General features: G+C 38.1%; 11 protein-coding genes. All 11 read right to left on the bottom strand.

Annotated features, from left to right (window positions below; translation table 11 throughout):
* The coding region (locus T356_RS0109140) for a DUF6531 domain-containing protein (RefSeq protein WP_026514228.1) at window positions 1–3,880 on the bottom strand (3,880 nt) is incomplete at its 3' end.
* Between the two features lie 119 nt (window positions 3,881–3,999).
* The gene (locus T356_RS0109135; RefSeq protein WP_026514227.1) at window positions 4,000–4,395 is read right to left on the bottom strand and encodes a hypothetical protein; all 396 of its coding nucleotides are present in this window, start codon (window positions 4,393–4,395) and stop codon (window positions 4,000–4,002) included.
* A gap of 18 nt (window positions 4,396–4,413) precedes the next feature.
* A complete protein-coding gene (locus tag T356_RS0109130) occupies window positions 4,414–4,827 on the bottom strand; it encodes a hypothetical protein (RefSeq protein WP_026514226.1) in 414 nt (137 codons plus the stop codon).
* 78 nt (window positions 4,828–4,905) lie between these two features.
* Window positions 4,906–5,214 (bottom strand): WXG100 family type VII secretion target, encoded by a 309-nt coding sequence (locus T356_RS0109125; protein WP_026514225.1) that lies wholly within the window; start codon window positions 5,212–5,214, stop codon window positions 4,906–4,908.
* Window positions 5,215–5,235: 21 nt separating this feature from the next.
* A complete protein-coding gene (locus tag T356_RS0109120) occupies window positions 5,236–5,526 on the bottom strand; it encodes a WXG100 family type VII secretion target (protein WP_026514224.1) in 291 nt (96 codons plus the stop codon).
* A gap of 16 nt (window positions 5,527–5,542) precedes the next feature.
* Window positions 5,543–10,063 carry a type VII secretion protein EssC gene (essC, locus tag T356_RS20360; RefSeq protein ID WP_051563319.1) on the bottom strand — a complete coding sequence of 1,507 codons (4,521 nt, stop codon included), beginning with the start codon at window positions 10,061–10,063 and terminating at the stop codon, window positions 5,543–5,545.
* Window positions 10,064–10,068: 5 nt separating this feature from the next.
* Entirely contained in the window at window positions 10,069–10,323 is a 255-nt protein-coding gene (locus T356_RS0109110) for an EsaB/YukD family protein (protein ID WP_035780855.1), read from the bottom strand.
* 12 nt (window positions 10,324–10,335) lie between these two features.
* Window positions 10,336–11,361, bottom strand: a complete 1,026-nt coding sequence (locus T356_RS0109105) for a hypothetical protein (RefSeq protein WP_026514222.1) — start codon at window positions 11,359–11,361, stop codon at window positions 10,336–10,338.
* 5 nt (window positions 11,362–11,366) lie between these two features.
* Window positions 11,367–12,302: an FHA domain-containing protein gene (locus T356_RS0109100; RefSeq protein ID WP_026514221.1), complete on the bottom strand. Its 936-nt coding sequence runs from the start codon at window positions 12,300–12,302 to the stop codon at window positions 11,367–11,369.
* A gap of 610 nt (window positions 12,303–12,912) precedes the next feature.
* Window positions 12,913–13,179, bottom strand: a complete 267-nt coding sequence (locus tag T356_RS0109095; protein ID WP_026514220.1) for a hypothetical protein — start codon at window positions 13,177–13,179, stop codon at window positions 12,913–12,915.
* Window positions 13,180–13,278: 99 nt separating this feature from the next.
* Complete coding sequence (locus tag T356_RS21100) at window positions 13,279–13,422, bottom strand: hypothetical protein (protein WP_155839010.1); 144 nt, start codon at window positions 13,420–13,422, stop codon at window positions 13,279–13,281.
* Window positions 13,423–13,519: the final 97 nt, after the last annotated feature.

Genomic DNA, 13,519 nt, shown 5'->3' with positions numbered 1-13,519 from the left:
CAAGGTTTCCACCCGGCATATATGTGTAAGCCTGACTTACTCCGTTAGCGAAGTTCTTGCTTACAAGGCGTCCAATCTCGTCATAAGCATAGGTTGTCTCTTCGCCGTTTCCTATGATGCTCTTTAACTGAAGCTTGTCATCATAGTTATAGATTACTTCCCTTCCGTCAGCATAGACAAGCTTTGTCCTCTCTCCTGTAGCACCGTACTCATATGCTACTGTCCTGTTCTTAAAGTCTGTTACCTTTGTAAGGCGTCCTAAGATATCATTCTCAAGGATTGTCTTTCCATACCAGTCATTTATCTGATCCAGCTGGTTAAGCGCATTATAAGAAAATGCAACGCTTCTTCCGTCAGCATATCCTACCTTTGTCACTGCACCTGCATTGTTGTACTCATATGTAGTAGCATAGTTATCCCTGTCAGTCTTTGTCTTAAGGCGGCCGTACTGGTCATACTCATAGCGCTCTGACTGGCCAAGTGCATCTGTCATGTTCGTAAGCTGACCCGAAAGATCGTAATCATAGATTGTTACATGACCGTCTTTTCCAACTGTAGGGAATACGTCCCCTGCTCTTTCCTCATCACTTACAAGGCCTTCTGCCCTGTGGACACTCTTAAGATTATCAAGAGCATCATAAGTATAGGCTGTCTCATTTCCAAGTGCATCTATAACGCTCTTAAGACGACCTGTAGGTGTATAGGTATAGAGAGTTGTGCTATTTCCGTCAACTACCTTTATTACCCTGCCCATTGAATCATACTCATAGGCTACACATCTTGCGTCAGAACCTTCTACTTTTTCCACTCTGTTAAGTGCATCATAAGAATAGCTGATCTCATATCCGTCAGCAAAGCTTCTCTTTTCTACTCTTCCAAACCTGTCATAACTAAGCTTCTGCTCAAGTCTGTCACAGAAATATGTAGCAATAAGCTGACCTTTTCTGTAATCAAATCTTCTTACTCGTCCCACTGCATCTGTCACACTCTGTATATCGCCAAGCTTTGTGTATGTACAGCTTATGCTGTTTCCAAGGGCATCTGTTTCTTTTATTACTCTTCCAAGAAGATCTATTTCCCTAGTATACTTATTTCCAAGGGCATCTGTTATTGCGATTAGATTGCCATTTACGTCATAGTCATACTTCATTACATGTCCGAGAGCATCTGTCTCTGTAATAATATTTCCGACTGAATCGTAAGTAAGGCTTCTTACTTTTATATCTCCGTTATACTGCGCTATAACGTTGTCATTTTCATCATAATCGTAGGAAACTACCCTATGCTCGGGATCTGTTACCCTTACAAGTCGCTTTAAGAGGTCATACTCATATGTTATCTTTCCGCCGTTAGGAAGAGTTACCTCTTCTTCATTCCAGACGTTGTTGTATTTTATCTGTGTCATCCTTCCGGATTCATCAGTATATTCCGATATTTTTCCTATGCTGTTATGAGCCCATTCTTTTACTGTTCCGTCAGCATTTACTACTCTTATAAGTTTTCCGGCCTTGTCATAAAAATATCTCGTCTCATTTCCAAGAGGATCTATTACCTTACTGATCCTGTCCATGAGATCATAATTATAAGATGTCTTAGCTCCAAGGGCATCCTTTGTAGAGATAACCCTTCCAAGGCTATCTCTTTCATAGAACGTCTCTACGCCCTTATTGTCTTTTACATAGCAGATATCTTTATTATCATCATACTTAATGTATGTATAGTTTCCTTCTGCATCCCTTATACGCTCTACCTGACCGTTTTCATCATAATAGAGTCTGCTCTCTTCCATAAGGGGATTAAGAACATTTGTAAGTTCTCCAAACTCATTGTAGGAATACTTATAAGTCGCTCCATCAGGTCCCTTTACAACTATAGGTTTTCCTGCTGCATTATAAGTGATATTTGTTATATTGCCTTTTGCATCAATTACTTTTGTAAGATGACCTCTGTTGTCATAACTGAATCTTGTAGTATATCCTCTCTTATCAGTTACTGTCGTCTTCTGATTCTTATCGTTATAAGTATATCTCTCACCAATTCCCTGTCCAGGGTATCTTGTTCCTATATGACGGCCAAACTCATCAGAAAGATACTCGACCTTAAGTCCGTTCTGTTCTGTTGCTGTTGTAATATGATTTTCTTCATCGTATGAGTATGTGATGACTCCGCCATCAGGGAAACTCTGCTTTGTTACACGCTTCTTATCGTCATACTCATTATTAAGGAAGTTTGTTATGCTTGGAGTATCAACTTCATTGATTATTCCATTTTCATCATAATGGTACTTTCTTGTTGTTCCGTCAGGATATGTGACAACTGTAAGAAGATATGAACCATTCTTTTCCTCATACTCATATCTTACAGTCCTTCCTGTATTATCCTTTACTGCACTTATGCATCCGTTTCCGTCAAAGTACAGTCTTATATATCTTGAATCAGCACTGATTCCCAGTGGACGCTCGCCGTCATACTCTACTCTTGCAAGTTCTGTCCTCTCGTTACCAAAAGCTGATACTTTTCCATCTTTTCTAAACTCTGTATAAGATCCGTCATCCCGAACAAGTCTGTAATAGTCTTTGCACTCAATGAGTCTTCCGCTCTCACCGTGTTCTTCTATATATTCCTTCTCTTCGTTCTCATAGTCCTCTTTTACAAGAGTTCTTCCATCAGCTGTTGTTACAAACTCAACCTCTTCCAGATCAGCAAGATCATACTTCTTACTGTCAGCGTCACTTACAGCCGCGTTATCCTTGCGCTTCTTCTCTTTTGTGGAAGCCTTGGTAAAGTATCTTACATAGCTTCCCTCATGACCGTCGGAAAAGACAAGCTTTATCTTGCTATCATCGTCTTCGCCCTCTTTTGAAAGATGCATGTCAAAAAGACCGGTCCAGCCCTTGCCGAAATAGCCGCTATTGTCACTCTGTGCATTATAAAAACGCCTTACAGTTAACGGATAAACTCCGGAAATGTTAAGGTCTTCCCTGTCATTTATATAATTTCCGTTATTAAGATTTACGGGATCATAACAATAAACCTGACATCTTGGGATCATTCCCTTAAGATATGCTTGATATAGTGCCATATACTTAAGGTACTCTTCAGCATCCTCAGGAGGCAGTATATCTTTGGGATCCTTCCATTTGATGTTATCCCTTGTCTTATCATACTTTGTAACATCAAATGTTCCCTTCTCCATACCGGTTATTATCGCATGAAGATTTTCTACAATTGCATCCAAAGTAAGCTTGAATGCACTGCCTTCTATATCATTTGAATGCTCTTCATGAAATGCAAGAAAATCCTTTAAAAATTTAGGAACACATCCTTCGCTCTTATCAGTATTTGTGAAAGCATTCATTGTAAGATGAGGATTTCTTGGCTGAGGCTTGGTATATTCTTTCCTTGATATAGCATCGCAACTGTTTGCGATACTTTCAACATTTCTATGTATAGTGGAAATTTTAGGATGAAGTTCAAGAAACGCATTGTTGTAACCGGCAAAGTCCTCTATGACCTTTTCTAGATGCTGTTTCTTGATTACTGCATGCTCCTCCTCTGAAAGATCGGCAATAAAATCTTCCAAAAGTGCAACTTCACTTCCAAATCCTTCTCCCTGCATCATACTCTGAAGTTTCTGGATGCAGTATATAGTATCTTGTACAAGTGCCGCCTGTCTCTCACTTATAAAGTGTTTTGCAGAATCCGCTTCCGGTCCTGTATGTGTCTCATTATTTACAAATGCATTCAGTGCCTGCATAAGATCTGATGACATATGAAGAAAAGGGTTATATATCTCTTTAAAACACTCATTAAAGTATTCCCTTATCTTCTCCTGATGCCATTCTATGTTCTCCCCATTAAATCCTTGTGTATTTCCCATCTTACTTTTTCCTTTTTAAACATAAGCATTGTTTTTTGTTAAATCCCTCAGTTCATTACTCTCCACTTATAATTATGCAGAAATATCAACATAATTATATTTGCCATATAGCGATTTCACTAGTTTGAACTGCCACCGGAAGCTCTTCCTGACGGATCACTTAAATTAGTTGCTGCTTCCTGAGATTTCTCTTCATCAACTTTTTCATAATCCGCTCTTATTTCATTCATAACCTTAACTACCTTCTTCAATTCTACTTTTAAGAGCCTAAGCAAATCTTCCACTTCATGATCTGCCTGTTCATAATCAGGAATAACAGAATTAAGTTTGCAAACACTATCCGGTTCAACATACCCTGAATAAGTCTGTATTATTTTATCTGTCTGAGTGGATATATTATTAACTCTCTTATTGTATTCTTCTATATCAATCTTTATTTCTGATGAACTACTTGTCCCAACACTTGCGGAAGGAGTCCCTTCTACTTGCCTATATTTTCTAGCCTTTATAAACATTCTATATTCCTCCTGTTATCAACTCTCATTACCATTGTTATTATTATCATCATCATCGGATGCATTCTCATATTCATCCCATAAATTTGCTATTTCACTTTCGAGCTCCTCAATTTTTGCATCTAATTGCGCTATTGCTTCAGTTATCTCACCATTTAATGTATAAATTTCTCCATCATAAGTTTTTAGAGCCGAGTCAATTTCTTTTCTCTTATCCTTTGCAATATTGAAGTTAAGGCCTATCCAATCATCTCCGGACTCTCCCCCAATTTTATATTTTGCGATAGGATCCGCTATATTTTCTTTCAGATCTTTTTCATCTGCCATAAGATCCTTTTGTAATCCCTTTAAATCATCCCTTTGACTTTCATATCCACTCTTCTTTCCTTCAAGTGAATCAATTTTATTTTTTATATCTGACTTTCTAGACATTTATATTCCTCCTTTAATATTACGCTATTTTTGTAAAGACCTAAGACAGCTTTGACACTGTCATAGGTCGATAAAACATTATCCTTCGTATGAAAGTCCTGAAGAATGTGTTGTATCAATTTCTTCCAAGTTACTTGCTGAAGCCTTTACATTGCCTCCAAGTGCCTCCAATGTATCTGCATACTTATTAAGATCAGTATCAAGATCATAATATACGCTAAGAAGTGTTGCTGCTGCATCTCCGAAGATACCCTCTTCAGTAATCTCATCAACCTCACCCTTGATTGAAGAAAGCTTCTCTCTTAAATCTGTAGCAAAGTCTACCAACTTCGCACCATTCTCTGAAATTATTCCGCTATCACCAGCGATCATACCATTTGCACCCATATTAGTTCTCCTTTTTCTATCTTAAAATTCGTACGCTCTGCGTCCGTTCTCTGCATCTTCCTGGTAGCTCTTAGAAACACTGTTTACCCATTCGTTGATCTTACGAATCTGCTCAGACATCTTACCCATCTTAGTTGACAGATTGTTGATGAATTCGATACATGCTTCTCCTTCTGATCCCTGCCAGCACTCTTCAAGAGGTCCCTGAAGACCTGCAACCTGTGATGTTAAATCATCAAGATCCTGTGCTCCGGCCTCTAAGAGACGAGACTTGTCATCAAGAAATTCTACGTTTACACCTTTTTTACTCATATTATTCTCCTTTTCTTTATCCAAGAGGTACTTTTACTCTCTTGATCTTTGAGTTATTTATGTAAAATGCATCGCCGATGTTCATAGCAACTTTTACCGTAGTTAGTATCTGAGGCGGTACTTTTACAAGCGTAATATCTCTTATGCCTTCAAAGAATATCTTTTCGCCTTCATCTCTGATGTGTGTGCTAATCGGATTACTTAATGGAGTAACCGAAACATTTTCCACATCGGTGTACATAATGCATACTTTGTTTTTCTTTGCATTCTTTACAATTTCTAAATACTTCTCAAGAACTCTCTCCTCCTTTCCAATAATTCCCATTATTTTTCTATCTGCAAATACTATCACTTTGAGCGGTTCAGCTTCTGATCCGCTGTCATCGTCATTTTCAAGCTTTATATCTTCATAAAGGTCTTCGATGACCTCGATAGCATCCATTGCATTTGATGAATAGTACATTATGTTGTTATCATGTGCGGTTGCTTCGAATTCTCTTTGCTCAGTATCAAGCAGATACAGTCTTAATGCCGCATCTCTGTCCGCACTTATGAGTTTGCCGATAATATAGTCTGCAAACTTCTTTCTTCCAAGATCCTCTCTACCTGATATTGCAATCTCTCTTCCTGCCAAAAGATCAAGATATACAGGATCGACCTTTGCATAATTAAGACCAAACAGCAGCTTGCCGTTATCGACATTTGTATTTCCGCAAGTATCTCTTAGATACTGTTCTGATAGTTCAGCCGGAACAAATTTGACTCTCTCGGCAACTTCCGAAGCATATTTCTGGTTACAAGCCTTAATATACTCTTTGATCTTATTGATTCGGTCAATTTCCTTCTCGGATGAAAATGCCATATATGCCTGGAATTCCTTAAGTTCTGTTCCGAACTTTGTAATTCCTCTTCCCGGAACTTCGTCAGGATGAATCCTACATCTGTCAAACAAGGATACATATTGTCCTTTATCATTACAGTTAAGAGCAATCTTTCCTGCGATATTCGACATGAGCTTATACCCGATTCCGGACATCTGCTGATTGGTAAAGACAACCGATATTCCATTCGCCACACCGTCTCGGCATATTGCCAGGATATCATTCTCATAATCAGGGAATGTAGCCTTAAAGACTGTGTAGTTCTCTATGAATACTATTATCTGCGGTTCATCTTTATAGCCCGCTTCTCTGTATGAACTAAAAGAACTGAGTCCTTTATCGGCAAGAGCCTTTCTTCTGCGACCGATCTTCTCCAAAAGCATCTTGATAAGGTTCTTAAGTTTATCCTCATCCGCAATCGTAACTACGCTTCCAACATGGTTAAGACTTTCAAATACCTTCATCATCATAGAAGCAAAATCTATAATGTAGATGTTTACTTCGTTTGGAGAATACTTAGCGGTTATTCCCATCATTATGCTCTGCAACATAGCAGTTTTTCCGCTAAGCGATGATCCGAGTATATAGTAATGACTCTTTGACAGATTGATCTCAAACGGATCTTGTGCCTGTCTGTCGGGATCGTCATATATTCCAATCGGAACAGTTATGTCGGTTCCTTTTTTCTCAAGTTTACGAGGATAAGGTATCATCTCAGGAAGCGGTGGAAGAATAATGTCATCAAGCTTCTTGATATGTGATTCCGTAAAGTACTCATTGACATAGTCAACCATAGCCTCTAGCTGAGTCAGGGAAGCTTCATTCTTCTCAGGCTTTTGCTCATAGATAACTCTTCGTTTTCCTGAAAGGCTTACACTGTTTATACTGAACTTTCTCTTTGCATTTGTACTTTGTACAAGTGCCGGAGCTCCACTATAAGCAGATTGGAAAAGTTCAAATATTTCATTGTTACCAACCTGAAGGTAAGCTCGTCCGGGTTCTCTGATCTCTGCAGCAAGCGGGGAGTGAAGTACTTCATTACTGTCGCTCTTCTCCTGTACTTTCAAGCAAAGCTTGAACTTGGAGTTACTCCAGATCTGATCATTTACGACACCGGAAGGTTTCTGGGTCGCAAGTATCAGATGTACACCAAGGCTTCGTCCTATTCGCGCAGTACTGATAAGCTCCTTCATGAAATCAGGTTGCTCTGCTTTCAATTCCGCAAACTCGTCGACAAGAAGAATCAGGTGCGGAAGCGGAACCTCCGCTCTTCCTTCTTTAAACAACTTTATATAATTATCAATCTGGTTAACTTCATACTTGGCAAAAAGCTCCTGCCTCTTTATGAGTTCCGCCTTGATTGATTTAAGCGATCTGTTAATCTGCTTTCCGTCAATATTCGTAATAGCACCGTTCAAATGTGGCAGGTTTTTAAACTGGTTCGCCATACCACCACCCTTAAAGTCGATAATGATAAAACTCACATCATAAGGGTGAAACAAAGTCGCTATAGACAAAATATATGACTGCATAATCTCAGATTTACCTGAACCGGTAGTACCTGCAACAAGTCCGTGAGGACCGTGATATTTCTCATGCAGATCGAGTGAGATAATCTCATCACCACTCTTTACTCCAAGCGGCGCAGCCATTGATTCGTAAACCTTTGACTCGCTCCATCTTTTTCCAAGATCCAGATCATGAGCATTCATGATATTAAGCAATTGATAAAAAGATATATTCTTGGTAAGAGTACTCTCAAGACTCAGCTCTTTTACATACACCGGTGCAAGTTTTCTTGCACACTGCTTGACCGTATCCATTGAGATATGATCATAGTCAAAATACTGAATCTTATTTCCGTCTTCCGTATCCTGAATAAATCCATGATTCTTATCAGGCTCCAAAAATATTCTCTTATCACAATTTTTATGCAAAAGCTCTTCAAATTCTTCAAAGAATACAAATGTAAACTTAAGTTTATTTGCATTATGGACATATTCCTTAACAGGGTGTTCCATGAATTTGTCCGAGCGATAAACATACACTACAAAGTGCGCAAATTCTTCAAGTTCCTTCTCTTTGAGTGCCTCTCTCGCAGCAAGTTCAGCATACAGGAATTCAAGACCTGACTTGGAACTTTCATCATCGTGAATGATAAAGCGTGTTCCCGTTGAACCCTCATTAAAGTTCTTGATCCATCTTGTCCATTCAAAATACCTTACATCTTCCTTGCCTACTATCAGGAATTCTTTTACGTCATCATAAAAGTGCTGCCCGGAAACCGTAATGATCATATTCTTCATCATCTGATACAGCTTGTCCCTGATACCGATAATACCTACGGCATTGACTTTGCCCAGCTGAAGTACAACCGGCATACCATCTATGTACTGGTATTTATCATGTATCTTCTCAGGATAATCCATGAGCATATCTTCAGTCTCAAGGTATTCCTGTTTTCTGAAAGAAACCTGGCACTCTGATTCAACTCTTCCCGTTCCTATTCTGATATCGAGGAAGTCTTCATGATCTTTCTCTTTTTCAAACAGTCTTGCGCTGAAATCGCTTATATTTCTTACGGTTTCTTCAACCGATCTGTTTCTCTCGGAAATAAGCGTTCTCTCATCGTTTCTTAATTTGGTTAATTCTTCTTCTTTCTTATCGAGATACTCGTTATAAACTTTTATTCTGTTTGCTTTTTTCTTGCGGTAGTCCTTGCCATTATCAAAGTAATTCCAAACCGACATACTTCCGCTTATAATCATTGATGCTGCAAAATACACTATGTAGAGCTTGTTGCCCGGCATAAGCATACCTCTGACAAACACCATGAGAACAAGCATCAAAATTACCGGAAGTAATATCCTGATAAGGTTCTTCTTCGGTTCCGTAGGAGCCGTCTTGGGCGGAAGAATTTCCGGTTTATCTTCAAGGTCTGCGTACTGCTGTCTCGCACTTCTAATAAACTGCGGATATTTAAAATGGTTCTTCTGTGGCAAGTTGTCCACATGCTGGAGTCTTGTTCTTATCTCTCCGCTATCTGAAGTAAATAAGTGATCCCCTTCCAGATAAAAGAAATTACCGCAATATTCCAAAAACTGCTTGTTTTTAAGGATAATGTTGGCCTTTTTCTTTAAATTAACGCCGTTTATCTTAACACCATAACGACTTGCGGATAGGTCAACAAAAAATCCTTCGGCACTTCTGCTTAGCACAATGATATCGTTCGCAAGCGCACTATCGGAAATAAATATATCTGCATCGTTTCTTCCTCCGATCGACATAGCCCCGATTCCGGAAATATTGATATCAAGATTGTAATTATCCTGAACATCGCCAAAATCCTCACCAAATTCAAGCGAAAGGATAACGCTTTCCGTTCTTCCGTCACATATATCTATGCTCTCGCCGGTTCTAAGCACATGAATCTTCTCTTTTACAGAATCAGTGTTAAAGAACAGATCCTGAGAAGATGAAACAATATATTCGCCCTGTTGCTTTATGACTTCTATCTCAAAGTCTCTGCCAATGTCCTCTGTAAAAAAGCACACTTTGCTGTTCTTACCGGTACCGACAGTGACATGATCCATGTATTCTGTAAGGCTTAGCTCTTTATAAACTTTATTGTTGTAAATAGTCAGCTTATAGTTCATAGTCTTTATCGCTCATCGTAATATATTATTGTGCCATCTCTTATTCCAAGTTCTTCCAAAGTCTTCTCACCTCTTATAAGTGCTTTGGGGTAATCCGACCTAAGATAACACTGTGTGGGTTTATCCATATTAATCCCAAGTTTAAAGCTCTCATTTAGCCCATATATAAGTTCATTGGCCGTGAGGTTCCCGGGAACCTCAAGATCGATTTCTTTTTTATTTTTGCTGTTTCTGAATAAAACAATTATGTTATCACTCATGTTTAGCACCTTTTATTTAACAGCTATTACCGTTGCCAAATATCTATTTCCGTCAATCAACTTCGCAGCATCAAGAACTGTTTTTCTATCGAAAGCCACCATCTCGCATACCGGGTACCGATATTCATCCGATTTGATATTTATATCAGCATCTGCACCTGCTTCATCAGAGTTACAGATCACAACACATTGTCCGACAAATCCTGCAATGTTTCCGATAAATTTGCGCACTCTTTTCGGTTCACCGGCAATATCATTAGTGCACATTGCTATCATCTTGCTGTCCGAAAGATATTTAGCAAGTTCTTTCGTAAGCCCGGCGACATGTTCAACTACAATGTAGTCATATATCTCTCTGCCTGCTATCTCGTTGATCATGTCATAATAAGCTTGCAGAGATATATTGTAGGCATACAGCGGTTCTTTAAATGCAGGAACATAATCCAACGCTAATTTCCTGATCCCTTTAATCAGTACATCCGGGGCACCGCCATTCATAAACGCAATTGCCAAGGCTGACTCTGCCCAATCTGATTTAAGACTGTCCGGGAAAAATTCATAAAAATTCTGAACTTCCTCTGCATCTACATATAAAACGTCATATCCCATCTGAGATAATCTGGCTGCAATTCCAATTGCGGCTTTTGTCTTTCCACAGCCTCCGCTTGCAGCACAAACATCTATAACCTTGGTCTTCCCTGCATCATCCTGCATTGTTATTGCGTAATCTTCTCCGAGCTTATTCACAATGCCGTCTGCTGCGTCATATTTACTTATAGTATTTTTTTCTTCAGTGTTTTCAACAAGATAATATGTTGTATCCGCCGGCTGTGAGAATAAAGACTCACGGCTGATATTCTCATCAACTATAAGCACGTCAACCTTGGGATGACTTTGCTTACAGTATTCTACATAGTATTCTTCATTCGAAATCACTATCAGCTCAGAACTGTCATTTAACACAAACGGCAATTCCGAAAGGATATTATCAACATATTCTTTGTCAAAACTTATCAAAAGAATCTTTTTTTCTTTCATCAGTTTTATCCGACACTTTCCAGTATTTCTACTTTGAATTCCATATCCGCAAGCATTAAACTATCTTTATCGTTTAACTTTACTTTTTTATTTGGTTCAAGCACTTTTCCATTTACCCTTGAATAATTACTGCTTCCAAGATCCTCGTAAAAGCACTCACCGTTTTCTATATATACCATTCCATGTTGTCTGCTTATTGCATTGTTAAAAGGTATTCTTCCATCACAGCTATCCGCTTTTCCTATCAAAAATTCTCTCTTCATGATATATAAAGAAAAGTTTCCGTATTTGCCATGATATTTAAGATCGACAGTAATCTTTTTATCCCTTGCTGTTACCGTCTTTGGCATATCAGCGGCACTACTCGCGAAATTTTCAACAATGTATCGATTTAAATTGAGAAGCCCATTGATTGCAAGTTCTCCGCTATCTGTTCTGTCTTCATCCATAGCGATAAGAATCCCCCTTAAGCTATCTATCGAAGAATCCATTCCCGCCTCGAAATTGTAAACTATAGTCTTAAGATATTCATATAATTTCTCAAGCCACTCTCTTCCAAGCGCCCCTGTGGCATTGGATACTACCGGAAGAACTATAAATCTGGCATTACCATCCTCCGGATTAATAAACACTTTATCCGGATCGAGTACAATAAACTCTTTGTTAAGGAAGGCATTATCCTCAAACATATTTATAAGCTGAGCCAATCGTATAATGAGATCTTTTCTGCTCTCAGCAGTCAGAAGTCTATCTATGGCATCAATATTCTCAAGACCTTCCGTCCTGCATATCAGTCTATTGCTTCCATTTTGTTTGATAAGAGCAATATCAATTATGCTTCGGTTATTTAATTGCTTTATCATCTTCATTCCAAAACTTGACATCTTCTCATCAGTATCAAGCTTGAATGAGATATGTGTTTGGTAGTTTGATATGTTCATCGCAAGTATCCTTTTTGCACGTTTTTTACATTACAATTTAACAATTCCATTTTAATGTTAAGTATTCTTAACAAGTGAAATTTTACTGCATCTGTCACCATTTCGCAATAACTTTTTTCTGTTTTTATGTATTATTTTTAATCCTTTTGTAACAAACGTCGTTATCACTAATTTACCGACTTCAATGCGTCGTCAGACACTTATGCTGGTGCCTCCATGCCAATAAGATATACCAGATTTGCATATACAAAATTTTAGATATATAGCCGTATTCCGTGAAGCGCAAAGCACCTCATGAAATACGGCTACAATAATCTGCGAATTTCACCTCCAACAATGTGCCGTCGGACAATCTGACATGTGTTACAAATTAAATTTCCCATTGAGAGGTTCAAAATCTGTCGTTTTTATATTTCCAACTTCCTGCATTTGCAACTACACTTACAGCAGTAGTTGCTGTTTTTTCCATATCTCAAAATGAATCTCCAAACCTTTTCACTTAATAAACCGTCTGTGCAGCATCTATAGCTACTATATGCAGAGTCTCCAGTTGTTTCTACAAATACGGTAAAAACCAGTCCATTATTATCAATTCAGCTTTTTATAACGGCTATTCTCCCCAATTCACGCGACGCCTATCATTACATACAGAATCCATATTATTATCCGCTAAAAAGAAATATATTTCTTCCAATAATTTATCTGTATTATTCTTACTTACATCAAAATATGCATCTCTTTCACCTTCATTTCCGTAATTAAGCTCAACGTCATATAAAGATGCTAAATTCAAATCTGTTCCAAACTCCCATATGAGCATCGCCGTTGCAACATTATAACCTTTATAATTTATGTATACTTTATTTTTATCCTCCATTTCATAAACTCGTATTTTCAAGTCAATAACTTTTGTTACATATAAAACATAATCATCTTTTTTTTTCGATTTTATCCCATAACATACGCTCTTCTCTCCTTAGTATGTATCATAATATTCATCATACAAGCCTGTACATGCATCCATTCCTGGGCATCCTTTTGTTGCTGTTTGAATAATTTCTTCTGGTGTTTTTCCTGCTTTTATTAAATTTTTGTATGATTTTAATTTTGCACGTTCCACCGCATTGTTATATCCTGTGATATCTTTAATACTACCATCTGGATTAAGATATGCATTTATTCGAGATTGGTTTCTATATTCATTTACTTTTCTGGCA

The sequence above is a fragment of the Butyrivibrio sp. LB2008 genome (assembly GCF_000621565.1).
Classification (GTDB): domain Bacteria; phylum Bacillota; class Clostridia; order Lachnospirales; family Lachnospiraceae; genus Butyrivibrio.
This window is presented reverse-complemented; position numbering and strand designations above follow the sequence as displayed.